This window comes from Rudaea sp. 3F27F6 (assembly GCF_005503555.1).
Taxonomy (GTDB): Bacteria; Pseudomonadota; Gammaproteobacteria; order Xanthomonadales; family Rhodanobacteraceae; genus Rudaea.
In genome coordinates, this window is record NZ_SCNG01000003.1 from 202,313 (window position 1) to 228,545 (window position 26,233).

Sequence of the window (26,233 nt, forward strand, 5' to 3'; positions counted from 1 at the left end):
AGCATCCATGCGGTTGAAGATTTCGTTTTTCGTTCTCCTCGCGGTTTCGGCGACTGCGTTTGCCGAAGACAAAAAAGTCATCACTCACGAAGACCTCTGGCTGATGCCGCGCGTCGGCGCGCCCGTCGCCAGTCCCGACGGCAAGTTCGCTGCGTTCAACGTGACCGAGCCGAGCTACAAGAAGGACGAGAGCGCGACCCATCTCTGGCTCGTCGCCACCGACGGCAGCGTGCCGGCGCGGCGCCTGACGTCGAGCAAGACCGCGGAGAGCGGCATCGCCTGGAGCCCCGATTCGAAGCGCATCGCGTTTTCGGCCAAGCGCGGCGACGACAAGGTCGCGCAGATCTGGGTGCTCGATCTCGCCCGCGGCGGCGAGGCGCTCAGAGCGACGACGCTGTCGACCGGCGCGACCGAACCCGAGTTCTCGCCCGACGGCAACCGCCTGCTTTTCACCAGCCACGTCTACACCGAAGCGAAGGACGACAAGGACAACGAACGCATCGCCAAGGAGCACGAAGAGCGCAAGTACAAGGCCCACGTCTACACCGGCTTCCCGATCCGCAATTTCGACAAGTGGATCGAAGACAAGCGCCCGCACGTGTTCGTGCAGACGATCGGCGCGAACGACGCGCGCGACCTGCTCGCCGGCACCGCGCTCGCGAAGCTGCCGGGCTATTCCGCACCCGAGGAAAACGCCGGCGCGACCTGGGCGCCCGACGGCCGCTCGATCGTCTTCGTCGCCAGCCGCAACCGCGACCGCGCGGCGTGGCAGTTCACCAACGCCGACCTGTTCCAGGTTCCGGTTGCCGGCGGCGAGCCGAAGCGGCTGACCGGCGCCGATGCGCTCGACGCGGGCGACAGTTACGGCAAGCCGCGCTTCAGCGCCGATGGCCGCAGCCTCTATGCCGCGGTGACGCCGCAGACCGGGCAGACCTACAACTCGACGCGCCTCGCCGTGATCGACTGGCCGAGCGCCGCGGCGCGCACGCGCATCGAACTGCCGAACAAACTCTCGCTCGGCAGCTTCGCGCCCGCACCCGACAGCCGCAGCGTCTATCTGACCGCCGAAGACGCCGGTCAGGAAAAACTCTACCGCGCAGCGAACGGCGACAAGGAAGCCAAACTGGTCGGCGCGCCCGTGCACGGAACCTGGGCAAGCCTCAGCGGCGGCGAGAAATCGCCGGTGCTGGTCGCACAGTACGAATCGGCGACCGAGCCGCCCGAGATCGTGCGCCTCGATACGTCGGGCAAGATGCAGAAGCTGACCTCGTTCGCTACCGCCGCGACGGCCAAGCTCGACCTGGCGCCGCTGGAAAACTTCTGGTTCACCAACGCGCGCGGCCAGCGCGTGCAGTCGCTATTGTTGAAGCCGCCGCATTTCGATCCGGCGAAAAAGTATCCGCTGCTCGTCGTCATGCACGGCGGTCCGTTCTCGCAGTGGCGCGACCAGTGGGTGCTGCGCTGGAACTATCACCTGCTCGCCGCGCCGGGCTACGTCGTGCTGCTGACCAACTACGTCGGCTCGACCGGCTACGGCGAAGCGTTCTCGCAGGCGATCCAGGGCGATCCGCTCAAAGGCCCCGGCGACGACATCAATGCCGCCGCCGACGAGGCGATCAAGAAATATTCCTTCATCGACGCAAACCGCCAGTGCGCCGCGGGCGCGAGTTACGGCGGCCACCTGTCGAACTGGATGCAGGCGACGACGACGCGCTACCGCTGCCTGGTCAGCCACGCGGGCCTGGTCAATCTCGAAGCGCAGTGGGGCACCTCCGACACGATCTATGGCCGCGAAGTCGGCAATGGCGGCCCGGTATGGGAGCAGAACGCGGTCTGGCGCGAACAGAACCCGATCCGCTACGCGGCCAAGTTCAAAACCCCCGCGCTCGTCTCCGTCGGCGAACGCGACTTCCGCGTGCCGATCAACAACGCGCTCGAATACTGGTCCGCGCTGCAGCGCCAGCGCGTCGAGAGCAAACTCATCGTGTTTCCTGACGAGAACCATTGGGTGCTCAACGCGGAGAACTCGAAGTTCTGGTATGCGGAAGTGCAGGGGTGGTTGGCGCGTTGGCTCAAGGATGAGGCGCCGAAGGCGCCCTGACGGCGCAGGTTGGTTTTTCTCTCTTGGTTCGTCATTTCGGCGAAGCGTGCTTAGTTAGCGCGTAAGGGGTGCGATTCATCGCACCCGGCTTTGTTTCTTTCGCTCGTCATTCCTGCGGAAGCAGGGCTTTCACCAGCCGTAGGGCTGGTCATCCAGCTCTTGCCCTTGCTCGTCATTCCCGCGTGCTCTTGGCGGGAATCCAGCTTTTGCTTTGCTTTGGTTTGTTTAAGAGCAGAGCTTCCACTCGCCCTGCGGGCGAGCGGGTTACTTTTCTTCAGCAGCGAAGAAAAGTAACCAAAAGACGCCGCCCCAGAACATTGCGCCCTGCGCGCATCCTGCGCTCCGGGTCCGCGTCAGCGGCCGGGTTCCGCTAATTGCACGTCCGTGTGCAATAGCGGAATCGGCGCGATCCATCGCGCTGCCCCTAGCGGGCCTTTTCGTCCGCTGCCGCCGCAATGTAATGGGGACCCGGGGAAGCCAGAGCAGCGCGCATCGTGCGCGCCGACGCCAGAGCAAAAAGCAGGCATTCCGCGAGCCGCTCTGCCTTTACTCTGCTCTTGATCTGTCTTTTGATCTTCGGGTCCCCGTCAGTCGCGGCGAGGGCATGACGGATTCGCCCATAGGGTCGCGCGCAGCATGCGCGCGAGTTCGCGAATGGACACGGATGTCCATCGAGCGAACCCCGGCATGACCTCGCGAACCGCCGCAGGCGGCGCGGCTCCCGAGGCGGCGTTTCTTTGGTTACTTTCTTGTCGCTGTTGACAAGAAAGTGACCCGCTCGTCCAAAGGACGAGTGGAAGCTCTGCTCTTAAACGGAGCAGAGCAAGAGCTGGATTCCCGCTTTCGCGGGAATGACAAGCAAAAGAAAAGGTGGATGACCAGCCCTGCGGCTGTTGAAAGCCTTGCGTTCGCAGGAATGACGAGCAAAGCAGGACCAATCAGTCCATCGGCTGCCGAAAACCCAGCGCCCACCGAAATGACGAGCAACCATGCAATAACGAGCAGCCACTTCCGCGCAAACAGCGAATAGGCACAAACCCGACAGCATGAACCGCGCCACCGCAAGCGACCGGCAATCCGTCAAAAACCCGCCGCTTGTGGGAGAATCGCCCCATCGGTCTCGATGAGAGGACATCCGCATCATGCCTGCATCGACTGCCTCACCGAAAACTCACGTTGCCCGGGCGCGGGAGCGCGTGCTGGCGTTGTACACGTCGCGGCGCGTGCGCAAGCTCGCGCTGATCGCGGCGATTCTGCTGGTCGTCTACGCCTTGCTCGGCTTCTTTGCCGTGCCGGCGTTGCTGCATCGCTGGGTCGACGCCAATGCCGCAAAGCTGATCGGTCGGCCCGTAACGATCGGCGCGCTGCAGTTCAATCCGTTCACGCTCAAGCTCGGTGCCGATCAAGTGCATGTGGCCGACGCGGACGGCAAGGCGCCGTTCGTTGATATCGACCGGCTCGTTCTCAATGCGTCGTGGAGTTCGTTGTTCCGCTGGGCGCCGGTGTTCGACGAGATCGTGCTCGAGCATCCGCAGTTCGCGTTTGCGCGCACGGCGGACAAGCGCTTGAGTTTCTCCGACATCATCGACCGCTTCGCTTCGGCACCTGCGACACCTGCGCCGGCGGCGCCGCCATCCACGCCGCCCGAGCCCGCGCGCTTCTCGCTGTCGAACATCAGCGTGCATCGCGGCGACATTCGTTTCGACGACAAGGCGACCGGCGCGCAGCATCGTGTCGAGGACATCGAGATCGGCATTCCGTTTCTCGCCAATCTGCCGCGCGACGTCGACGTGTTTGTGCAGCCGCTACTGGCGATGCGCGTCGACGGCCGGCCGCTGCGCATCGAAGGCCAGACCAAGCCGTTCAACGACAGTCTCGAATCGACGATCGACCTCACTCTCGACCGCCTCGATCTGCCGAAATACCTGGCCTACGTGCCGGCCGAGTTGCCGGTCGCGATCCCGCGCGGCCTGCTCTCGGGCAGCGTGCGCGCGCATTTTGTCCAGGACAAGGCCGGGCAGCGGCTGCGTCTCGACGGCGTCGCCGTGCTCGACGATTTCGCCATGAGCGACAAGGCGAAAATACCGATCGTCGAAGCCGCGCGCGTGATCGCCTCGTTCGCCGACGTGCAGCCGCTGATCTCGCGCTACCGTTTCGGCAACGTCAATCTCGATCAGCTCAAGCTGCGCTACGTCGCGCAGCCCGGCGGGCGCAGCAATTTCGACGCCCTCTATGCGCCGCCGAAACCGGCCGCCGACAAGGCGCCGCCGAGCGAGGTCGCGATCGCCAATCTCGGCCTGACCGCTAGCCGCTTCGATTACGTGGACGCCACCGTTGCAGCGCCCGCGACGCTGACGATCGATACGCTCGCGGGCACGGTCACCGGTCTCAACACGCTCGACGCCGCGGCGGTGGTCGACGTCGGCGGCAAGCTCAACGGCGGCAGCCTCGCCACGCGCGGCAAGCTCGATCTGCCGGCGAGTCGCTACACCGGCACGTTGAGCGCGAAGGGCATCGGCGTCGCGCCGCTGCAGCCGTTCGCGGCGCCCGCGATCAAGGGCCAGGTGCAGCAGGGACTGTTCGACACCGAAGGCAGTTTTTATGCCGACTGGAAGAGCAAGTTCAATCTGCATATCGAGCCGGCGAGCGCGCATCTGCGCGAGGTTGCGATCGGCATGCGCGACAGCAAGGAGGCGCTCGTCACCTGGAAAGCGCTCGACGTTGCGCTGACCAAGTTCGATCTCGCCGCCGCCGAAGCGCGGCACGGCGATGTCGTCGTGCACGGGCTCAGCGTGAAAGCGCGGCGCAGCCACGGCGGCAAGATCGACTTGGCTGCGCTCGACGAGAGCACCGCCGCAGCGACTGCCGCGGCCAAGGCGGTCAAACCGGTGCCGGTGTGGAAGTGGAGCATCGCGCGCCTCGTCCTCGACGATGCGAGAGTGGAGCTCAAGGACTACTCGGCGGCGAAGCCGAGCGAGGTCGCGGTCGAATCGATTTCGGGCGACATCGCCGGCCTCGGCGACGACATGAAGCAGCCGCTCAAGCTCGCCCTCGCCGGCACGATCGACAAGGGCAGCTTCGAGATCGACGGCAGCGTGCGGCCCACGCCGCTGGAGGCCGAACTCAAGATCAAGACCAAGGAGCTGAACGTCGCCGGCTTCCAGCCGTACGCCGACGTGCCGCTCAACGTGCGCGTCGCCCAGGCCGTGCTGAGCAGCGACGGCAAGCTGCACTACAGCGAGGGCCGTCCGGCCAGGACCGAGTACCGCGGCCGCGTCGCGCTCGGCCGCGTGCGCGTGCAGGACAAGCTGACCGGCGACGATTTCCTCACCTTCCGCGCGCTCGACATCGGCGCACTCGACTACGTGCAAAGCACCGGTCCGATGCAGCTCAAGCTCGGCGACATTGCGCTGAGCGATTTCTACGCGCGCATCATCATGAACGCGAGCGGGCGGCTCAATCTCGCCGACGTCGCCGGCACCGGCGGCGCGCAGCCCGTGTCGGTGACGCGCGCCGAAGGCCCGGCGAATCCGGCGCCGCAGCCGGCGGCGCCGAAACCCGTGGAGGTGAAATCCGCTGCGCCGGCCGCGCCCGCGGCGTCGATCCAGGTCGGTCAGATCACGCTCTCTCGCGGCCATCTCAACTACACCGACAATTTCATCAAGCCGAACTACACCGCCAACATCACCCGTCTCGGCGGCAAGATCGGCGCGTTCGGCACCCACGGCGGAGAGCCCGCCGTAGTCACTCTGCAAGGCCTGCTCGACGACAACGCGCAGGTCGACATCGACGGCAAGATCAATCCGCTCACACCGATCGCCTACGTCGAGATCAAGGGCAAGGCGAACGGCGTCGAGTTGACCCATCTCTCGGCGTATTCGGCCAAGTACACCGGCTACCCCATCGTCAAAGGCCGACTCAACGCCGATGTGAGCTACCTGCTCGACCAGGGGAAGCTCAAGGCCGACAACCACATCTACATCGACCAGCTCACCTTCGGCGACGAGGTCAAGGACCCCGGCGCGAGCCATCTGCCGGTCAAGCTCGCCGTGGCGCTGCTCAAGGACTCGAACGGCGTCATCGACGTCAACGTGCCCGTGTCGGGCTCGCTCGACGATCCGCAGTTCTCGCTCGGCGGCGTGGTCTGGCGCGCATTCGCCGGCATGATCGCGAAGGCGGCGACGGCGCCGTTCCGCCTGCTCGCCTCGGCGTTCCGCGGCGGCGGCGGAGACGGCGAAGGCCTCGGCTATGTCGAGTTCGCGGCGGGCGACGACCGCCTCGACGATGCAGCCAGGGACAAGCTCGCGCAGATCGCGAAAATGCTGACCGAGCGGCCGTCGCTCAATCTTGGCATCGTCGGCCGCACCGATCCGAAATTCGATACCGACGGCCTGCGCCGCGTCGGCGTCGACGAACTGATCCGCAAGGAATATCTGCATGACCACGGCGACGACGAAGCCGCGTCGGCGAAGCCGCTCACGCCGGCCGAGACCGACAAGTATCTCGAAGCGGCCTACAAGCACGCCGATTTCCCAAAGGAAAAGACCCTCGGCTTCCTGACCAAGTCGCAGCCGCCCGAAGAAATGCGCCGCCTGCTCGAAGCGAACGTGACCGTCGACGAGTCGTCGATGCTGCATCTCGCCGAACGCCGCGCCGGCCATATCGTCGGCTTCCTGCACGGCAAGATCGAGGACCGCCGGCTGTGGACGCTCGCGCCGAAGCTCGACGCGAAAGGCATCGACGACGCCGGCAAAACCACGCGGGCCGACTTCACGCTGCAATGAGCGCGGCAGCCGCGGGCGCGACAAAGCGCGCCCGCATCGGCGACAATAGGCGCCCTTTTCTGATCCGATCGAGCGAATAACGCCATGCCGAGCCGCAAGGAACTAGCCAACGCCATCCGCGCCTTGTCGATGGACGCCGTCGAAGCCGCCAAGTCCGGGCATCCGGGCATGCCGATGGGCATGGCCGACATCGCGCAGGTGCTGTGGGGCGATTTCCTCAAGCACAATCCGGCGAATCCGAAATGGCCCGGGCGCGACCGCTTCGTGCTGTCGAACGGCCACGGCTCGATGCTGCTGTACTCGCTGCTGCATCTGACCGGCTACGACCTGCCGATGGACCAGCTCAAGAAATTCCGCCAGCTGCATTCGAAGACCGCGGGCCATCCCGAAGCGAGTGAGTTTCCGGCCATCGAGACGACGACCGGGCCGCTCGGCCAGGGCCTTGCCAATGCGGTCGGTTTCGCCCTCGCCGAGAAGGTGCTCGCGGCGCGCTTCAATCAGGCTGATTGCGGCATTGTGGACAACTATACTTATGTCTTCCTCGGCGACGGCTGCCTGATGGAAGGCATCTCGCACGAAGTCTGCTCGCTCGCCGGCACCTGGAAGCTCGGCAAGCTGATCGCGATCTACGACGACAACGGCATCTCGATCGACGGCGAAGTGCACGGCTGGTTCACCGAAGACACGCGCAAGCGCTTCGAGGCCTACGGCTGGGAAGCGATCGGGCCGATCGACGGCCACGATCCGGCCGCGGTCGCCGCCGCGCTCGAACAGGCGCGCAAGGACACCGACAAGCCGACCTTGATCATCGCCAAGACCATCATCGGCTGGGGCGCGCCGAACAAGCAGGGCACCGAGGCGACCCACGGCGCGCCGCTCGGCAAGGATGAAGTCGCGGCGACGCGCGCGCACATCGGCTGGAACTATCCGCCGTTCGTCGTGCCGGACGAGATCTATGCCGGCTGGGACGCGAAGGCCAAAGGCGCCGCCGCGGAAGCCGCGTGGAACGAGAATTTCGCCAAGTACAAAAAGCTCCATCCCGAACTCGCTGCCGAGTTCGAGCGCCGCACCAAGGGCGAGCTGCCGGCCGATTTCGCCGCACAGGCCGATGCGTTCATCGCCAAGATGCAGAAGGATGGTCCGACCATCGCCTCGCGCAAGGCCTCGCAGATGGCGCTCGACGCCTACGGCCCGCTGCTGCCCGAACTGATCGGCGGTTCGGCCGACCTGGCGCCGTCGAACCTGACCATCTGGAAAGGCTCGAAGGACGTGCAGTCGAACGACGCCAAGGCCAACTACGTGCACTACGGCGTGCGCGAATTCGGCATGACCGCGATCAGCAACGGCCTCGCCGTGTACGCCGGATTCATTCCGTACGATGCGACCTTCCTCGTGTTCTCCGACTACGCGCGTAACGCGGTGCGCATGTCGGCGCTGATCCCGACGCGCGCGATCCACGTGTATACGCACGACTCGATCGGACTCGGCGAAGACGGTCCGACCCACCAGCCGGTCGAACACATCGCCAGCCTGCGCATGATCCCGAACAACCACGTCTGGCGCCCGTGCGACGCGGTCGAGAGCGCGGTGGCGTGGAAGGCTGCGATCGAGCGCAAGGAAGGCCCGGAGTGCCTGATCTTCTCGCGCCAGAACCTGCCGCATCAGGCGCGCAGCGACGAGCAGGTCGGCCTGATCCAGCTCGGCGGCTACGTGCTCAGCGATCCGGCGAGCGCGAAGTTCGACGCGATCCTGATCGCGACCGGCTCGGAAGTCGGCATTGCGATGGACGCGATGCGCCAGCTCGCCCAGCAGGACATCCACGTGCGCGTCGTTTCGATGCCGTGCGCCGAAGTGTTCGACCGCCAGCCGCTCGCCTACCGCGAAGGCGTGCTGCCGTCGTGGTGCCGCAAGCGCGTGGCGGTCGAAGCGGGCGTCACCGCCTATTGGCGCAAGTACGTCGGTCTCGACGGCGCCGTCGTCGGTCTCGACCGTTTCGGTGCCTCGGCGCCGGCCGAAGCGCTGTACGCGTACTTCGACATCACTGCGACGGCGGTGGCCGACGCGGTCAAGGCGCTGAAGTAAGCCGGCCCTCCTTCCCCTGAGCGGGAAGGGCACCGCCTACGCAGAGTTGCGGGAACAAGACCGAGCCGTTCAAGGTCTTGTTCCCGACATCGTCACTGGAGTCTTCGCGCTTGTTCCCCAGGAAGTTCCTCGCCGCTGCCGCGCTGTTGGCCGCGCTGCCGGCCGCGCATGCCGCGGACGATCTCGTTCTCGACGCAATGCAGGCCGAGCTTGCGCGTTCGCAAAGCGCTTACTTCAAGGCCAAGGTGCCGGCGTACTTCATCGGCTACCGGGTCAACGACGACGAGCGCGTCGACGTCAACGCCGAGTTCGGCACGCTGACCAATTCGTCGAACTATCGCATGCGCACGCTCAGCGTCGAGCTGCGCACCGGCAACTATGCGTTCGACAACACACATGCGACGCAGTCGCCCAGCGGTACGCCCGGCTATGCGCGCGGCAACAACGTGCAGCGCATCGGCATCGACAACGACGAACGTTCGCTGCGCGCCGAGATCTGGAGCGCCACCGACGGCGCTTACTGGCAGGCGGTCGAAGACCTGGAGAAGGCCAAGGCCGACGCCGCCGTGAGCACGGCCGCCGAAGACAAGTCCGACGATTTCACCCGCGAGGGGAAACTCGAACTGGTCGAACCCGCGCTCGATTTCGCTATCGACGCCGAGCTGTGGCGCGCGAAGGTGAAAAAGTACAGCGCGCCGTTCCGCAAGGACGCCAAGATCTATTTCGCCCGCGCCGGCCTCAGCGTCGCACGCACCACGCGCTGGCTGGTCAACAGCGAGGGCACGCGCGTGCGCCACGCCGAGCTGACCTATCTGCTCGACGTGCGCGCCGCGACCAAGGCCGACGACGGCATGGACCTGCCGGGCATGGTGCGCTTCGTCGCGAGCAAGCCCGATGCGCTGCCCGACGACGAGGCGGTGCTGAAGGCCGTCGAAGGCCTGATGGCCGACCTCAAGGCGCTGCGCGAAGCGCCCGTCGTCGATGCCTATGCAGGCCCGGCGATCCTGGAAAATCGCGCGGCCGGGGTATTCTTCCACGAAGTCGTCGGCCATCGTCTCGAAGCGCACCGTCTGCGCGACGAGAACGACGCGCAGACGCTGAAGAAGAAACTCGGCGAACGCATTCTGCCCGCGTCGATTTCGGTGACGTTCGATCCGACCCGCAGCGATTTCGCCGGCCAGGCCCTGATGGGCGGCTACGCGGCCGACGACGACGGCGTGCGTGCGCGCCCCGTGCCGGTGATCGAACACGGCGTGCTCAAGAGTTTTCTGCTCGGACGCACGCCGGTCGAAGGCTTTCCGAAATCGAACGGCCACGGCCGCTCGCAGCCCGGCTATCGGCCCGTGGCGCGGCAGTCGAACATGCTCGTCGCGGTCGATGCGCCGGTCGGCTACGACGAACTCAAGCAACGCCTGCTCGCCGAGATCGCCCAGCAGGGCAAGCCGTGGGGCCTCATCATCCGCGATCTCGACGGTGGCTACACCGAGACCGCGCGCCAGGGCACCGGCGGCGCCAAGCTGCTGCCGACCATGGTTTACCGGCTTTATGCGGACGGCCACGAAGAACTCGTGCGCGGCGTCGATCTCGTCGGCACGCCGCTGACCATGCTCGCCGAACTCGAAGCCGCGGACGGCCGCTACGGCGTCTTCCACGGCTGGTGCGGCGCGGAGTCGGGCTTCGTGCCCGTGTCGACCGTCGCTCCCGATCTGCTGATCCGCCGCATCGAAGTGCAGCGCAAACCGAAGTCGCAGGACCGCCCGCCGCTGTTGCCAGCGCCGTCGACGGAGGCGTCGAAATGAGCGCGCTCCGTTGCGGCAATCCATTCGCTTCGAGCGCCGCCGGCAAAGCCGCGATGCGGCGCCGTTGGTGCGTCGATGCCGGTACGGTCGACACGCGTTGCACGCGGATGCGGTCCGGTTCGAGACTCGCCGTCTTGTTGGCGATTCTCGTCTCGGTGCTGTTCGCGCCGAGCGGATTCGCCGCCGATGGGGCGGTCGAACGCGCGCTGCGCGACGAAATGCAGCGCTCGCTCAAGCAACTGCGCGTCGCCGGCGATGCCAAGCCGTACTTCATCGCCTACGCCGTCGAGGAAATCGACCAGCTCGAAGCGCAGGCTTCGCTTGGCGCGATGGGCTTCTCGGGCCGGCGCAGTTATCGCTACGGCCGCGTCGATCTGCGCGTCGGCGACGCCCAGCTCGATTCGAGCCGCATGGCCGGCCGCCAGCCGGTCCTGATGGAACTGGCGGCCGAGGACGACTACGACGCGATCCGCCGCAGCTTCTGGCTCGCCACCGACCGCGCCTACAAGCAGGCTGTCGAAGATCTCGCCGCCAAGCGCGGCGTGCTCGCCGCGCGCGACGAACAAGACCGCCAGCCCGACCAGACGCCTGCGCCGGTGCTGCATGCGGCTGACGAGGGCGCCAAGCCCGTGCCTTTCGACGTCGAGCGTGCACAGGCCTTGGTGCGCGAACTCTCGCGCGTGTTCGCCGACTACCGCGAACTCGAACAGTCGCAGGTGTGGCTGTCGCTGCGCACGCGCCATGCCTATTTCCTCGACAGCGAAGGCACGACGGTCGAACGCCGCGTTCCTGAAATTGTGTTCGGCGCAGTCGCACGCGCGCGCGCCGACGACGGCCTGTCGGTGTGGGACTACGAGACGATCGGCCTGCGCGATCTCAACGAACTGCCGTCGCGAGAAAAGCTCGAACCGCGTCTGCGCGACCTTGCCGTACGCGTGATCGCCCAGCGCAAGGCCGCGCGCCTTGCCGACGACTACACCGGTCCGATTCTGTTCACCGGCGACGCCGCCGCGAACTTGTTCGGCGGCCATTTCGCCGAGCAGCTCTGGCCTGCGCCGCGCACCTATTCGAGCAAGGGCGCGAGCGCTTCGACTGGTTCGCTCGAACGGCGCACCGGCTCGCCCGTGCTGCCGCCGGGTATCGGCGTCAGCGACGATCCGACACGCGTGCGCTTCGGCGACACTGACCTGCTGTCCGCGTTCAAGGTCGACGACGAGGGCGTGGCGGCGAGCCGCAAAGAACTGGTGGTCAACGGCCGCCTCAAGCAAGTGCTGTGCACGCGCGCACCGGTCGGCCGGCACTGCAGCCCGGGCAACAACCGCAGCGGCGCGCCGTTCGGTTCGACCGTGGAACTGCATGCGGCGCAGGGCAAGACCGACGCCGCGCTCGAAGCCGACCTGCAGCGCATGGCCGGCGAAGCCGAGCAGCCCTACGCGCTGGAAATCGAGCGGCTCAACAGCAACGACGCGCTGCAGCGCCTGCTGACCGGCAGTAACAACAACTGGCTCGGCGGCGGCAGCAACGGCGAAGTCGTACTGCGCGCGACCCTGCGCTACCGCGACGGCCGCAAGGTACCGGTGCGCAACGTGCGCCTCGGCCAGGTCGATCTGCGCGACTTCCGCACGATCGTCGGCTTCGGCGACACGCCTTCGCTCTACATGCGCGCCTACGGCGACCGCCAAGTCTCGTTCGTCGCACCGGCGCTGCTGTTCGAGGAACTGACCGCGGGCGACGACCGCAGCAGCACGGTCAAGCCGCCGCTGCTCAAGAGTCCGCTGGCGAAGTAGGCGCGCCGCTTACGGCGTTGCGCGCATCTGCAAAAAAAGCCGGTGCGCGGTGCCTCGGACGCAAAGGTGTCCGAAACATGCAGCGCCCAAACCCTTACCGGAATTTTTTCGCAAGTAAGAAACCGTTCGCTCTGTCATCGCATCTTTAGACTGGACTCAAACCGCCTCCATGGGAGATCGTGATGATGCCGTCGTTGCGGAAGTGCCTGGGTGACAAAGGGGTATGGGCTGCGCTGCTGGCGTGCCTTGCGTTCGGCGTCGGCGCCGCGCCCGTCGAGAGGGGTCTTCCGCCCGGGATCTGGCAGAGCCGCGGCTATGGCGCGATTTTCCAGGTCGAGGCGGGGAAGGTCACGCTGTACGAGACGCTCGGTGCGCAATGTCTGCGGCAATCGTTTATGACGCCTGCGCAATTCAGCGGCAGTTATGGCGACTGGATACGCAACGCGAGCGAGCCCGGTGCGGCCTGGCATCTGATCGTGTCCGGCATGACCGTCGATCGGCTCGACCGCCTGCCGGCCGCTTGCTCTGACGCGCCGCCGAACCGCGACCCGCTGCGCAACTTCGACTATCTGTGGAACACGTTCGACACGCACTACGCGTTCTTCGCCACTCACGGTGTGGATTGGCAGGCGCTGCGCGAGAGCTATCGCGCCCGCGTCGCCGCGCTGCCGAAGGACGGCGATCCGTTTCCGATCTTCGCCGAGATGCTCGCCTTGCTGAAAGACACGCATGTGAGGATGGTCGATGGCAAACGCGTCGCGCGCGTGAAGAAATTTCCGATCGCGACGCAGGCGGGACCGGACGGGCCGGTGCTGCTCGACGATCACTATTTGCAAAAGCAGCTCGTGGCCTATCTGCAAGGCAAGGACACGCCGCTGAGCTCCGCGGCCAAGGAGGCCGGCAATCGTCAGGTTTACTACGGTAAGTTGAAGCCGCGCTCCGGCGACGCCAAGGACGCTGCGACTTACGGCTACGTGGCGATCTTCACCATGGCCGGCTTCGGCGAGGGCGACGACGATCATGTGCCGATGGATATACGCGTGCGTTCGGTCGATGCGGCGATGGACGAAGTCGTCGCCGGCTTGCGCGGCGTAAAGGGCGTGATCGTCGACCTGCGCTACAACGGCGGCGGCGAGGAATCGATCGCGCTCGCGATCGCCGGGCGCTTCGCCGCGGCGCCGCGGCCAGTCTGGAGCAAGCGCGTCTATGAGAAAGGCAAGACGCATCCGGCATATGCGATGCAGGTACGGCCGTCCGCGGGGAACCGCCTGCCCGTGCCGCTCGCGGTGTTGACCGGCGATTTCACCGTGAGCGCCGCGGAGACGGCGACGATGGCCTTGCGCGCGCTGCCCGCGACCGTACAGATCGGCCAGCCGACGCGTGGCGTGCTGTCCGACCGCCTGGAAAAAGTCCTGCCCAACGGCTGGTCGTTTTCCCTGTCGAACGAGATCTACATGGACCCGCATGGGAAGGTATTCGAGGTCAGCGGCGTTCCGCCCGATGTGGCGACGCCGGTGCCTGCGCCGACTTCGCCCGATGCGCTGCGCTTTCGCCGCGATATCGACATCGGTACGGCTGAGCTGGATCGTCTATTGCAGAATGCCGCAGCACGAACTACCAATGCGCACGGCGGTTAGCGCGGGGGACTGTCGCGGAGAATCCGCTTCTCGTGTTGGCGGAAAGTGCGAAACGCTCAGTGCGACGAGACGTATTCCGATGCTGCCTGCGCAGGAGGTATCGCGAAATTTTTTCTCATGCGCTTCACCTCCGCGACGGGCGGCAGGCCGAACAGCCGCTTGAACTCGCGATTGAACTGCGACGCGCTCGCATAGCCCACCGCGTAGCCGGCCGCCTCCGCGGTCATGCTTTGACGCACCATCAATAGACGCGCCTGATGCAGCCGCGTGCACTTCAGGTACTGCATCGGCGACGTTCGCGTGACCGTCCTGAAATGATGATGGAATGCGGGGACGCTCATATCGGCTTCGCGTGCCAATTGGCTCAGATTGATCGGCTCGGCGTAGGCATGGTGGATACGGCGTAGCGCTCTGCCTATCTTGCCGAATTGCCCGTGCATGCCGAGCGCCGAGCGCATTGCCATGCCCTGAGGTCCGGTGAGCACGCGGAAATACAGTTCGCGCAGCAGGCCCGGTCCGAGAACCGCCGCTTCCAACGGTCGGTTCATTGCCTGCAGAAAGCGCAGCAGCGAGGTCCGCAGAGTCGAGTCCATCGGGCTGGACATCATGCTGAGCGGTGTCTGCCGATCGACCGGCAGGTGATGGCGATCGATTTGAATCATCAGCTCGGCGGCCATCTGAAAATCGAGATGGATATAGACGGCCAATAGCGGACGTGCGGGCGTGCCGTCGGATTCCATCGTGAACGGAACCGGCACGGCAACCGCGAGGTAATGCTGCTCGTCGTAGAGGTAAACCTGGTTGCCGAAATAGCCGCGCTTGCTGCCCTGGCAGACGATGACGATGCCGGGATCGTACAAAACCGGCGTGCGCGACAGGCTTCGATCGGAGCGCAGGATGCGCACGCCGGGCAGCGCCGTGAGGTTGTATCCCTCGTCGGGCGCGAGCCCTCGAACCAGCGCGACCATGCGCCGGTGTTCGTCTCGCGGCGGCTGCTCGGCTTTTTTCACGACAGACAGCAGCTCATAGGAATAGGCAAGAAAATAAGAAAATCAGGCGTCAAAATCGCATTCACAAGAGTCTATTGTGCACCCTCTCATTATTCTTCAGGAGTGGCGCGATGGCGGCAACCAAGACTTTGCTTATCACTGGGGTCAGCAGCGGGTTCGGCAGGGCGCTCGCCCAGGAAGCTCTCGCAATGGGGCATCGCGTGGTCGGAACCGTGCGCAGCGCGCAGACCCGGCGCGAGTTCGAAACGCTCGCTGCGGGCAGCGCCGTAGGCCGCATTCTCGACGTGACCGATTTCGATGCGATCGACGGCGCGGTGGCTGAGATCGAGGCGAACGTCGGTGCGGTGGACGCGCTGGTCAACAACGCCGGCTATGGTCACGAAGGCGTTCTCGAAGAGTCGCCGCTGGCGGAAATGCGGCGGCAATTCGAGGTCAATGTGTTCGGCGCCGTCGCCATGATGAAGGCCGTGCTGCCTTATATGCGGCAGCGGCGCCGCGGGCATATCCTCAACATCACGTCGATGGGCGGGTACATCACCTTGCCGGGCATTGCCTACTACTGCGGCAGCAAGTTTGCCCTCGAAGGCATTTCGGAAACGCTCGGCAAAGAAGTGGCGCCGCTCGGCATCGCCGTTACCGCTGTGGCGCCGGGTTCGTTCCGCACGGATTGGGCGGGGCGCTCCATGGTCAGAACGCCGCGTTCGATTCCCGACTACGACGGATTGTTTGATCCGATCCGCGAAGCGCGCCAGCAAAAGAGCGGAAAGCAGCTCGGAGATCCGGCAAAAGCGGCGCGGGCAATGCTCGACGTGATTGCGAGCGACTCGCCGCCTGCGCATCTGCTGCTCGGCAGCGACGCGCTCGACTTGGTACGCCGGAAGCTGCTTGATCTGAACGCCGAGATCGATCGCTGGGAGGAAATCTCGCGTTCGACCGACGGCTGACTCGGCTGCGAGCCGGCGAGGTTGCTACACGCGGCTGCAGGCCCAGCTCTGCATGCGCCCGTCGCGGTACGGCATGATGCCGTGGAACGCGCGCGGGTCAGCGTCGAAGACCAACGGCAGGAAATGCTTGTCGCCTTCCCACAGCGGCAAATCGAGAATGCGCTCGACCTCCACCCATTCGAGCGTGCCTTCGGCGTTGCGATCGAGCGGCGTGCCCGAGTAGCGCGTGACGACGAAGAGAAAGCCGAACCAGTCCTCGCCGTGCTTGCCGAAACCGGGCCAGCTGATAGTGCCGCGTAGGTGCATGTCGAGGCAGTCAATGCCGGCCTCTTCCATAATCTCGCGGCGCATGCCGGCGACGACGTCTTCGTTCGCTTCGAGCTTGCCGCCGAGGCCGTTGTACTTGCCGAGATGATGATCGCCTTCGCGGGCGTTGCGATGGATCATCAGTACGCGCTGCCGGTCAGGCGAGAGGACGTAGCCGAGCGTAGCGAGGATGGGCGTGTAGGGCATGCGCAGTTCTCTTCGTCGAGTCGCGGATTGTAACTGCGCACGGTGCCGTCCCGTATTCCCGCGAATGCCGCGACCGCGAAACCCGCGTTGCCGCCCTTGCGCGAACACCACGAAAACCCGACGCTTCACCGCTCACCGCTCACCGCTCACCGCTCACCGCTCACCGCTCACCGCTCACCGCTCACCGCTTTGCCGGTAGACGAGCATCTGAAACTGGCTCCCCGCTCATCACACATCCCTGTGCTGGCGGGGACAAGGACATCCTGTCCTTGACTTTTCAATTTACGCGCGTAATCTCCATATCAATTACGAGCGTAATTGGAGTTTGCGATGTCGATCAGCGATGCCGAAAGCGTGGTGATGGATGTGCTGTGGCGGGCCGCAGGGCCGCTCAGTGCGGAGGAAGTCGTCGCCGCGCTCGCCGACACGACCGACTGGCAGGAGCCGACGATCAAGACCCTGCTCAACCGCCTGCTGAAGAAGCACGCGATCGTCGCCGAGCGCGATGGCAAGCGCTATCTGTACAGCGCCAAGCTCAAGCGCACCGAATATGTACACAGCGAAAGCAAGAGCCTGATCGACCGCCTGTTCGGCGGCCGTGTCGCGCCGCTCGTGGCGCATTTTTCCGAGGCCGGCAAGCTCGGCAAGAAAGATCTCGCCGAACTCAAGCGCCTGATCGAGGAGCTCGACGATGACGCATGAACTGCTCTTTGCCCTGGGCCGCGGCGCAATCGCCGCGAGTGTCGCGCTGGCGCTCGTGCTGGCCCTGCGCGTGCCGGCCCGGCGCCGGCTCGGCGCTGCCTTCGCCTATCGGCTCTGGCTGCTCGTGCCGGTCGCCGCGCTCGCGAGTTTCCTGCCCGCGCCGGTACGGCCGCTCGCCTCGGCAGTGCCGCTCGCGCCATCCGCGCCGCCGCTGTCGGCGCCGATCGAATTGCCGGCCGCGATGGCCGAGGCAGCGATCGACTGGCCGCCTTACCTGCTCGCACTGTGGATTGCCGGCACGCTCGCACTGGTGGCGATCTTCGTGCAGCAGCAACGGCGCTACGTGAAGAACCTCGGCGCGCTCAGCGCAAGCGACGGTGGCGCTCTGCGTGCGCAGGCGACGGCCGGCTGCCCGGCGCTGGTCGGCGCACTGCGCCCGCGCATCGTCGTGCCGAACGATTTCGAGTCGCGCTACACGCCGCGCGAACGCGAACTCGTGCTTGCGCACGAGCGCACCCACCTTGTCCGCGGCGACGCGCAGATCAACGCGCTGGCCGCGCTGCTGCGCTGCCTCAACTGGTTCAACCCGTTGTTCCATTTCGCCGCCTCGCGCTTTCGCTTCGACCAGGAAATCGCCTGCGACGCGGCGGTCATGTCCCGTTTTCCGGAAGCGCGCCGGTCGTATGCCGACGCGATGTTGAAGGCACAACTGGTCGGCGAGTCGCGGCAGGAGCTGCGACTTCCGGCTGGTTGTCACTGGCCGACGAGCCATCCATTGAAAGAGCGAATAGCAATGTTGAAATTTCCTATACCGAGCGCGCCGCGGCGCGCACTCGCAAGTGCGGTGCTGGTGGCGCTGGCATCGACGGCGGGATACACGAGCTGGGCGGCACAGCCGCAAAAGACTGCCGCAACGGCAGAAGCTGCAACGACTGCCGAGCCGATGGCGGTGGCGCAGGCGACGTTCGTGCGAACCGATTTCGTGGTCACGATCGACGGCGAGCGCGTTCTCGATACCGGCAAGACCGACGCGGGCAAGAATCCATCCGACGGCGGACATTGGCGCGCCGAGTTAAACAACACGAATGACGGTGTGGTCGTGAACGGCGGCCGATCTGGCTTGAGCGTGCTCAACCGCGCCGGCCAGCCCTGGGATGCGACCGTGAGCAAAGGCGGCGACAGCTGGCAGATCGTCGGCGTATCCGAGCCGCGCGCCGACGGCACGATCGCGTTCAACGCGAAAGTGCTTCACAACCAGGTCGTGGTCAGCATGCCGAGCTTGATCGTGAACGACGGTACGGCGACTGCGTTCGGCATCAACGACGGTCCCGCGAAAGGCTTCAAGCTCGACTTCACCTTGAGGAAGGTCGACGGTGCGATCGCACGCAAGCTGAGCGGCGGTGTCGGGCCCGACAGTGCGGTGACGGAGAATCTGAGCTATCGCCGCATGTATCCGCCGAAGTATCCGGCCGAAGCGGTGCGCAACCACATCAGCGGCAAGGTCATGCTCAGGGTCGCGGTGGACGAAAACGGCACGCCGACCTCGGCCGAAGTGAAGAGCGTCGAGCCGCCGCAGTCGGCGCGCGTTCTCGCCGATGCCGCGGTCGCCACGGCGATGCAATGGCGGTTCAATCCAGCCGTCGAGAACGGCCGGCTGGTCGCCGGCGAAATCTTGGTGCCGGTGAACTTCGTACTGTCGGACACCGAGTCGAGCAAGCCGCTCGCGCCGGTCGCCGCGGAGCCCGGCGACGCTGGCGTCAGCTATCGCAAGATGCGGCCGCCCGTGTATCCGAAAGAGATGATCGCGGCAAAAATCTCCGGCACCTTGTACGTGCGTGCGCACGTCGACGCCGAAGGCAAAGTCAGCGACGCCTATGTCGATCAGGCCACGCCGCCGATCGCGCTGGCGCTCAAGGATTCCGCGCTCGCCGCGATCAAGGGCTGGCAGTTCAATCCGCCGATGCAAAACGGGCGCGCGGTCGAGAGCGAGGTGCTGGTGCCGATGAAGTACCGCATCGAGGGAGAGACGCCGTCGACCGTCGACTATGTGGCGCCGGTCTATCCCGAATCGGTGCGTGCGCTCGAATCGATCCAGATCACCGGAGCGAAGAGCTGACGGTGCGGCGGCGAAATCCTTCTTGCCGCCTTGGCGGGCGCGCGTGGCTGGCGACGGCCTGCGCGTTCGTCCTCGCCGGCTGCGTGCACGAGATCAAGCCGGAACACGCGCCGCCACGCACCAAGGTGGCATACAAGGCCAGCGTCGATCCGCAGGCGACGCACTACGAAGAAAAGGACGACGAATCGACCACGATTCCGCAGCCCGGCGACAACCCGCCGCCGGTCTATCCGCCGTCGATGATTGCGCTGCATCTGCCGCTGGTGATGGTGAAAGCGAAGCTGATCTTCGGCGCGCAGGGCACGGTCGAGGAAGTGCGCATCGTGCCGGCCGATCCGGCAAGTCCGCGCCCGGTCGAGTTCGACGAGGCGGTGCGCGATGCGGTGCGCGGCTGGTTCTACACGCCGCTGACATTCACGCGCTGGGAAGAGGTGAAGGACGCCGAAGGCAACATCGTTGATTCGCGCCCGGCGAGCATCGAGAAGAAACCCTTCAGTCTCGATTTCGATTTCCGCTTCGAGCTACGCGACGGCAAGCCCGTCGTCGGTGCGATGACGCGACACAACTGACGCGCGCTGCGGTGCAGGCCGCTGCAGCGGTTGAAAAGTACAAAGCGCGTGCAGCGCGCCGAACCGCGCCGCGAAACCTTTGCTACCATGCGCGGCATCGCGGCAATCGAAGGATCGTCATGTCGTTGTTTTCAGCTTGCGTCACGCGCCACGGTGCGACCACCCTGCGCCTATTCGCTTTTGTATTGATCGCCACGGCACAAACAGCCTGGGCCCAACCACCCGATGCAGCGAATCCCCCGGCGGCTGCCGATGCGCGGCCCGCATCGATCGTGCAAACCGATTTTGCCCTGAGCATCGACGGCCTCTCGGTCATGGGTACGGGCGGTATGATCGCGGGAGCGAAGCCGCTCGACGGTTCGCCGTCGCCTTGGATCGGCGGATTTTCCACGCATGCGCTCGCGCGCGACGACAACGATGTGCATCCGCTCAACCGTGCCGGCGAGAACTTCACGATCGAGGCGAAGCGCGGCGACGAGAGCTGGCGCATGGAACTCTCCTCGCTACCGCAGGCGAACGGTGCCTACGAAATCAATGCGCGCTTCCTGCACAACGGCGCCTTCGTGCGCGAAGTACGCGTGCCGGCGCGCGACGGCGCGCGCGTCGAGATCGCTTCGAACGCTACTGAACGTGGTGCCGGCGCATCCGGCGTCCGACTCGACCTGATCGTCAAACACGTCGACGCGTCGACGTTGAGTGCGGAACAGCGCGCGCATCTGACGGAGCGTAAGCCGGAGGCCGCCGAAGCGGCGCCCGCAGCCAATGCGCCGCCATCGGCCGATATGCAGACGCGGCGCATGCACCCGCCGCGCTATCCGCCCGAAGCCGTGCGCGCAGGCGTGCAAGGCAAGGTGCTGGTCAATGTGCTGATCGACGAGCAAGGCATGCCGACACTTGCCGACGTGTTCGGCATTGAGCCGCCGTCCGCGGTTGAGCTCGGTGGCGCCGCAGTTGCCGCCGCGTTGCAGTGGCGCTACAAACCCGGTCGGCAGAACGGCCATGCAGTTGGCGGCGCACTGACGGTGCCGGTCGATTTCACGCTTTCCGGCGGCAAAATCAACGAGCCCGATCCCGCGCGGCCGCTCGGCGCCAGTTATCGCCGCCTGTCGCCACCGGTCTATCCGGCGCATGCGCTCGCGAACGGCGTCGAAGGCACGGTGTACGTGTCGGTCGAAGTCGGCGCCGACGGAAGAGCGACGACGGCGCAGGTCGAGGCGATCGATCCGCCCGCGGCAGCGGAACTCGGTGAGGCCGCAATCGAAGCGATCAAGACCTGGCAATTCAATCCGCAGACGGTGGATGGCCGCACGAGCGCGAGCACAGTGCGCGTGCCGTTTCGATTCCGTCTTGCCCAGAATCAGGCGGCGCCGGTCAAGCCGGCGCTGGCCATCTCGTCGTTGCCGGCAAAGCGCACGTTGCAGCTTATCGAAGTCGTGGCGCCCGGCGCGGCGAACTGAACACGCGCATTGGCGTGAGCCGCGCACGATGCGGCTTGGGTGAGCTTGTTCGATCTGCTTGCAACGCAAGATCGAAAGGCGGCAACCACGGAGAACACCGAGAGTACGGAAAGAGAGTCGACGCTCATCGTTTTCTCCGCGCTCTCCGTCGTTCAAGCTTTCGCCGGCCTCCCGTTCTGCGGCAGAAGCGATAGACATGAAGGCAGCCGAGATCGGGCTGCGGTTTTTTCTGCGCGCGCCGATCTACGCCGTCCTCATTCGGCGATCGAAATGCTAAAGTCGTCACGGTTTTGATCGCGACGGCAGATCGCCGCCGCACTTCTCAGGGGACATCGGTATGGCGGCAATCCGCTACGAATTGAGCATGAAACGGCGATGCGCGGCAGGGCTTGCCGCCGCGGCATTCGGATTGATCGGCGCATCTGCGCTGCAGACGGCAGCGGCTGTGGACGCGCCGCCCGCATCATCGGTCGTCACGGCCGAAAGCGAGGCCGCGCCGTTGTTCGAGGCGGAGGCGAAGATCGTCGTCGACGGCCAGGTCGTCGATGGCCGCGCCGATGACGCGGCGGCAGCGGCGCGCTGGCAGAGCCAGTTCTATGCGCGTCAGGTCGAGGCGAAGTCGGGCGATCCGTTCGGCGCGGCGGCGCGCCTGCGCAGCGGCGCTGGCGAGACCTTTACCCTGGTCGCAGCGCGTGGCGACGAGCGCTGGCAGCTCGACGGCCGCTTCAAACCGCTCGCCGACGGCACGATCGAACTGACCTCGGATTTGAAGTACAACGGCAATCTCATCAGCCATCCTTACGCGATCGTGCGCGACGGCCATTCGGCGACGGTTGAGCAGAACCCGGGTCAGGTCGACGGCAAGAATCCGGCGACGCGCAGCAAAGCCTTTATGCTGACCCTGGTCGTACACCGTGTCGCTACCGATACGCATGCCGAACCCGTCGTCGCGACGGACGCTGCACCGGCGGAAATCCCGCGCTCACGCATGCTTCAACCGCCGCGCTATCCGGCCGAGGCCGCGCGCGCGGGCGTGCAGGGCGAGGCGCAGGTCAGCGTTGCGGTCGATGCGCGCGGCGTGCCGACGTCGGCCGAAGCGGTCGAGGTCGAGCCGGCCTACGCCGCCGATCTCGGCGGCGCCGCTGCCGCTGCCGCACTGCAATGGCGCTACAAGCCGGCGCTGCGCAACGGCAGTCCGGTCGCCGGCACGATCACGACGCCGGTGAAGTTCCGCCTCGCCGGCTCGAACGGCTTTCTGCCGATGGCTGCGCCGAATCCGTCGCGCGCGCAGGCGGCGAGCTATCGGCGCATTTCCGCGCCGGTCTACCCCGCGCACGCATTGAGCGAGAAGATCGCCGGCAAGGTGTTCGTGCGTTGCCAGCTCGCGGCCGACGGCCGTCTTGTCACCGCGCGCGTCGAGCAGGTGGTCGCGCCGGTCGAGGCCAGCGAACTCGGCGAGGCCGCGCTCGAAGCGGTGCAGGCGTGGCAGTTCAATCCGGCTTTGGCGAACGGCAGCGCGGTCGCGAGCGACGTGCGCGTGCCGGTCGAATTCCGTCTATCGGGTGCCGCGCCGATTGCGTCGGCCGAGGCCGAAGCGGCGTTGCCGGCGGTGTCGGCCACGCTGCAGGACATCGTCGTCGGAGCGCCGTAACGAAGAAGGTCGGATCGCGTTCGCGGGTCGTCGAAGCAACGCACGCACGGCGCGATAAGGCCGGCGCGTGCGCCAAATCAACGCGGCGGTTTCGCCTCGCGTCGCCGCTCCTCGCGATACGGATTGTCCTTGAGGTAGCCGTCGCTCAGTGTGCGCATAAAGGCGACGACATCATCGATCTCGGTCGCGGTCAACGCAGGTTTCGCCCTCGCATGCTGGCCGGCGAACGGCGGATCGCGGTTGATGTTGGCGTGGTATGGCGCCGGTAGATCGTCGTAGACGATGGTCTTGCCGACGGCGTCCTTTGCGTACCAGCGCTCGGGCGTGATGTCGCGCGTGACGTAGAAATCGACGACGTCGCGCAGGTCGTGGAATTTCCCATTGTGGAAAAAGCTATTTCTGAGCGCGACGTTGCGCAGCGTCGGCGTGCGGAACAGTCCGCAATATTCGGCTTGGCCGGCCTTGTCCGTACGCTCGGGGCCGCAGGCGCCGAGATCGAAGAAGCGCGCGTCGCGGTTGCGCGCGATCGCCGCGTTGCGCGGCACGGCGAGCGCGATCAGGCCGTAGTCGGAAAACGCGGGCGGCGTGCCGTCGAGGCCGCGTTTGGACAGATGGCATTGCGCGCAATTGCCTTTCTTTTCGTCATCGAACAAGTCGAGGCCGCGGCGCTCCTGCGCGCTGAGCTGGGCGCGCCCGGTCAGAAAAGCGTCGTACTTGCTCGTGTACGGGCTGAACTCGGCATAGTCCTCCTCGAACGCGCCTAACGCGCGCACGACCGCCGCGAAAGCGCGTTCGTCGTCGGCCAGCGCATCGTCGCCGAGCGCGCGTCGCAGCGTCGCCGCATACGGCGCCTTGCGCACAGCCGCGGCGACGCCGACGCGCGTGTTCGCCATCTCGAATTTCGCCGTCAGCGGAATCGCCGCCTGCTGCGCGCCGGTGTCGACGCGGCCGTCCCAGGTCAGGCCGCCGGTCGGGCCGTTGTCGACCGAGCCGTCGGCTTCTTCCTCGGAGTCGTAGTAGTGATTGTCGTACGGCGGCACGCGGTTGAGGTAAGTCAGCGTCGGCGGCGCGCGCAAGCCCTGTTCGCGCAGGCCTGGGCCACCGATCTGCACGTCGCGCACATTCGGCGGGTTGTAGCGACGGGCCGGATCGTGGCAACTTGCGCAGGATTGCTTGCCCGATGCCGAGAATGCCGGGTCGGAAAAAATCGCGCGGCCGGCTTCGCGCAGCAGCGCGGTACGCTCACGCGCCTGCGCATAGGACGATATGGAATCGGTTTCGGCGGCGAACAGCGCGGCGCAGGTGCTGGCGACTGTCACAAAAAGTACACAATTGAGGCGGCGCATGCGACCATTTTGCCTCAACACCTTGTTTCGAGTGGGAATGCACATGCCGAGTTTGAGACCGATCGCTCTTGCCGCCGCCGTCACCCTGCTTGCCGCGTGCCAGACCACGCCGCATACATCGACGTCGAATACGCCGAAGCAGGGCGCCGCGGAGACCAAGCCCAAACTCGACGCGATCCAAAACATCGTCGTGATCTTCGCCGAGAACCGCGCCTTCGATCATCTCTATGGCAACTTTCCGGGTGCGAACGGTCTGCAGAATCTGAAACCCGAGCAGTACCTGCAGCGCGACCGCGACGGCAGCGTGCTCAAGAGCCTGCCGCCCGTGCCTGGGAAGGGCCTGACCGATCCGTCCGATCCGAAGCAGATCACCACCGAAGCGACGCGCGGCCACCCGAACCGGCCGTACGCGCTCGACGATCCCAACGGCTACGGCGTCGGCCTCGACTACAAGCTGCACGATCTGATCCATGCCTTCTACAACAACCAGATGCAGATCAATGGCGGCAAGAACGATCTGTTCGCCGCGTACAGCGATGCGGGTGGCGAGGTCATGGGCCATTTCGACGGCGCGAAGATGGCGCTGTGGAAAATCGCGCAGAAGTACACGCTCGCCGACAACTGGTTCCAGGGCGCGTTCGGCTCGTCGTTTCTCAACCACCAGTACCTGGTCTGCGCCTGCGCGCCGTTCGACTTCAAGACCAAGGCCGATCCGAAGACCTATGCGAGCAACGTCTCCGTGGTCAACGACGACGGCGTCAGCTTAAAGCTCGATCCGAAGAATCCCGCGTCGGCGCTCGACGGGCCGCCGAAATTCGTGCGCTACGGCAACCTCACGCCGGACTACTACGCGGTCAATACGATGCAGCCGCCGTACCAGCCTTCGGGCAACACCGCGGCCAAGGGCGGCGATGCGCGTTATGCCGATGCCGACAAGCGCAATACGCTGAGCCCGCAGGTTGCAGAGACGATCGGCGACCGCCTCAGTGCGGCCAACGTGAGCTGGGCCTGGTACTCGGGCGCTTGGCAGGTTGCGCTCGACGAGGGCAAGGAACTCTCGCGCATCGCATTCCAGTATCACCACCAGCCGTTCAACTACTACGCGAACTACGCGCCCGACAAGCCTGCGCGCGCCGAGCATCTGCGCGACGGCGGTATGGACGGCGCGAAGTTCATCGCCGACATCGACGCCGGCAAATTGCCGCAGGTGACGTTCTACAAACCGCAGGGCAACCTCAACCAGCACGCGGGTTATGCGACCGTCAGCGCCGGTGACGAGCACATTGCCGAAGTGATCGCGCACCTGGAAAAAAGCCCGCAATGGAAGAACATGGTCGTCATCGTCACCTACGACGAGAACGGCGGCTGGTGGGATCACGTCGCGCCGCCGAAAGGCGACCGCTGGGGGCCCGGCACGCGCATTCCGGCGATCCTGATTTCGCCGTACGCCAAGCGCAATCACGTCGACCATACGCAATACGACACCGGCTCGATCCAGCGCCTGATCAACCGCCGCTACCGCCTCGCGCCACTGCCGGGCATCGAGCAGCGCGACGCGGCGCTCAAGGCCGCAGGCGCGGTGCCGATGGGCGATTTGAGCGAGGCTTGGGATCTTCCGCGCTGAGAGGCGGAGAGGTTTCGACGCGGATTAGCGCGGAAGGACACGGATAAAGCGGACTGCGGAAAAGAAGACCGTTCGCGAGCATTGCGTCATCTCAGGCCGCAGTCGCTAAGA

The 26,233-nt window shown here is 65.6% G+C and carries 16 protein-coding genes; 13 read left to right on the forward strand and 3 right to left on the reverse strand.

Annotated features, from left to right (window positions below; translation table 11 throughout):
- Positions 1–7 precede the first annotated feature (7 nt).
- The 6 genes from FFS30_RS13595 (at position 8) to FFS30_RS13620 (ending at position 14,190) form a co-directional block, all read left to right on the forward strand.
- Entirely contained in the window at positions 8–2,101 is a 2,094-nt protein-coding gene (locus FFS30_RS13595; protein ID WP_137913719.1) for a S9 family peptidase, read from the forward strand.
- Between the two features lie 1,142 nt (positions 2,102–3,243).
- A complete protein-coding gene (locus FFS30_RS13600; protein ID WP_137913720.1) occupies positions 3,244–6,885 on the forward strand; it encodes a DUF748 domain-containing protein in 3,642 nt (1,213 codons plus the stop codon).
- Between the two features lie 84 nt (positions 6,886–6,969).
- The gene (gene tkt, locus FFS30_RS13605; protein WP_137913721.1) at positions 6,970–8,967 is read left to right on the forward strand and encodes a transketolase; all 1,998 of its coding nucleotides are present in this window, start codon (positions 6,970–6,972) and stop codon (positions 8,965–8,967) included.
- A 110-nt stretch (positions 8,968–9,077) separates the two neighbouring features.
- Entirely contained in the window at positions 9,078–10,766 is a 1,689-nt protein-coding gene (locus tag FFS30_RS13610; RefSeq protein WP_137913722.1) for a metallopeptidase TldD-related protein, read from the forward strand.
- Positions 10,763–12,553 (forward strand): metallopeptidase TldD-related protein, encoded by a 1,791-nt coding sequence (locus FFS30_RS13615; protein WP_137913723.1) that lies wholly within the window; start codon positions 10,763–10,765, stop codon positions 12,551–12,553. The genes FFS30_RS13610 and FFS30_RS13615 overlap by 4 nt, the downstream gene beginning before the upstream one ends.
- A gap of 182 nt (positions 12,554–12,735) precedes the next feature.
- On the forward strand, positions 12,736–14,190 hold the full coding sequence (locus FFS30_RS13620) for a S41 family peptidase (protein ID WP_137913724.1): 1,455 nt from the start codon (positions 12,736–12,738) through the stop codon (positions 14,188–14,190).
- A gap of 56 nt (positions 14,191–14,246) precedes the next feature.
- On the opposite strand, the gene FFS30_RS13625 is transcribed toward FFS30_RS13620, so the two are convergent.
- The gene (locus tag FFS30_RS13625; protein WP_249352447.1) at positions 14,247–15,200 is read right to left on the reverse strand and encodes an AraC family transcriptional regulator; all 954 of its coding nucleotides are present in this window, start codon (positions 15,198–15,200) and stop codon (positions 14,247–14,249) included.
- A 110-nt stretch (positions 15,201–15,310) separates the two neighbouring features.
- Here FFS30_RS13625 and FFS30_RS13630 point away from each other — a divergent pair, with 110 nt between their 5' ends.
- Positions 15,311–16,144 (forward strand): oxidoreductase, encoded by an 834-nt coding sequence (locus FFS30_RS13630; RefSeq protein WP_137913725.1) that lies wholly within the window; start codon positions 15,311–15,313, stop codon positions 16,142–16,144.
- Positions 16,145–16,168: 24 nt separating this feature from the next.
- Here the strand turns inward: FFS30_RS13630 and FFS30_RS13635 are convergent, their stop codons facing one another.
- Entirely contained in the window at positions 16,169–16,657 is a 489-nt protein-coding gene (locus FFS30_RS13635; RefSeq protein WP_137913726.1) for an 8-oxo-dGTP diphosphatase, read from the reverse strand.
- A 330-nt stretch (positions 16,658–16,987) separates the two neighbouring features.
- On the opposite strand from FFS30_RS13635, the gene FFS30_RS13645 reads away from it, so the two are divergent.
- The 5 genes from FFS30_RS13645 (at position 16,988) to FFS30_RS13665 (ending at position 23,152) form a co-directional block, all read left to right on the forward strand.
- On the forward strand, positions 16,988–17,359 hold the full coding sequence (locus FFS30_RS13645) for a BlaI/MecI/CopY family transcriptional regulator (protein ID WP_137913728.1): 372 nt from the start codon (positions 16,988–16,990) through the stop codon (positions 17,357–17,359).
- On the forward strand, positions 17,349–19,475 hold the full coding sequence (locus FFS30_RS13650) for a TonB family protein (RefSeq protein ID WP_137913729.1): 2,127 nt from the start codon (positions 17,349–17,351) through the stop codon (positions 19,473–19,475). The genes FFS30_RS13645 and FFS30_RS13650 overlap by 11 nt, the downstream gene beginning before the upstream one ends.
- Positions 19,476–19,477: 2 nt before the next feature.
- The gene (locus FFS30_RS13655) at positions 19,478–20,044 is read left to right on the forward strand and encodes a hypothetical protein (protein ID WP_137913730.1); all 567 of its coding nucleotides are present in this window, start codon (positions 19,478–19,480) and stop codon (positions 20,042–20,044) included.
- A gap of 119 nt (positions 20,045–20,163) precedes the next feature.
- Positions 20,164–21,501 (forward strand): energy transducer TonB, encoded by a 1,338-nt coding sequence (locus FFS30_RS13660; protein ID WP_137913731.1) that lies wholly within the window; start codon positions 20,164–20,166, stop codon positions 21,499–21,501.
- Positions 21,502–21,865: 364 nt separating this feature from the next.
- Positions 21,866–23,152, forward strand: a complete 1,287-nt coding sequence (locus FFS30_RS13665; protein WP_171014606.1) for an energy transducer TonB — start codon at positions 21,866–21,868, stop codon at positions 23,150–23,152.
- 77 nt (positions 23,153–23,229) lie between these two features.
- Here the strand turns inward: FFS30_RS13665 and FFS30_RS13670 are convergent, their stop codons facing one another.
- Positions 23,230–24,471, reverse strand: a complete 1,242-nt coding sequence (locus FFS30_RS13670; protein WP_249352448.1) for a cytochrome c peroxidase — start codon at positions 24,469–24,471, stop codon at positions 23,230–23,232.
- A gap of 70 nt (positions 24,472–24,541) precedes the next feature.
- Between FFS30_RS13670 and acpA the strand changes: the two genes are divergently transcribed.
- Positions 24,542–26,122 (forward strand): acid phosphatase, encoded by a 1,581-nt coding sequence (acpA, locus tag FFS30_RS13675; protein ID WP_249352449.1) that lies wholly within the window; start codon positions 24,542–24,544, stop codon positions 26,120–26,122.
- Positions 26,123–26,233 lie beyond the last annotated feature (111 nt).

What these genes read in the sequence shown, in the direction of transcription:
- FFS30_RS13595 (WP_137913719.1), top strand. Translation starts at nt 8, where the DNA reads ATGCGGTTGAAGATTTCGTTTTTCGTTCTCCTCGCGGTTTCGGCGACT.
- FFS30_RS13600 (WP_137913720.1), top strand. Translation starts at nt 3,244, where the DNA reads ATGCCTGCATCGACTGCCTCACCGAAAACTCACGTTGCCCGGGCGCGG.
- tkt (WP_137913721.1), top strand. Translation starts at nt 6,970, where the DNA reads ATGCCGAGCCGCAAGGAACTAGCCAACGCCATCCGCGCCTTGTCGATG.
- FFS30_RS13615 (WP_137913723.1), top strand. Translation starts at nt 10,763, where the DNA reads ATGAGCGCGCTCCGTTGCGGCAATCCATTCGCTTCGAGCGCCGCCGGC.
- FFS30_RS13620 (WP_137913724.1), top strand. Translation starts at nt 12,736, where the DNA reads ATGATGCCGTCGTTGCGGAAGTGCCTGGGTGACAAAGGGGTATGGGCT.
- FFS30_RS13630 (WP_137913725.1), top strand. Translation starts at nt 15,311, where the DNA reads ATGGCGGCAACCAAGACTTTGCTTATCACTGGGGTCAGCAGCGGGTTC.
- FFS30_RS13635 (WP_137913726.1), bottom strand. Translation starts at nt 16,657, where the DNA reads ATGCCCTACACGCCCATCCTCGCTACGCTCGGCTACGTCCTCTCGCCT.
- FFS30_RS13645 (WP_137913728.1), top strand. Translation starts at nt 16,988, where the DNA reads ATGTCGATCAGCGATGCCGAAAGCGTGGTGATGGATGTGCTGTGGCGG.
- FFS30_RS13650 (WP_137913729.1), top strand. Translation starts at nt 17,349, where the DNA reads ATGACGCATGAACTGCTCTTTGCCCTGGGCCGCGGCGCAATCGCCGCG.
- FFS30_RS13660 (WP_137913731.1), top strand. Translation starts at nt 20,164, where the DNA reads ATGTCGTTGTTTTCAGCTTGCGTCACGCGCCACGGTGCGACCACCCTG.
- FFS30_RS13665 (WP_171014606.1), top strand. Translation starts at nt 21,866, where the DNA reads ATGAAACGGCGATGCGCGGCAGGGCTTGCCGCCGCGGCATTCGGATTG.
- acpA (WP_249352449.1), top strand. Translation starts at nt 24,542, where the DNA reads ATGCCGAGTTTGAGACCGATCGCTCTTGCCGCCGCCGTCACCCTGCTT.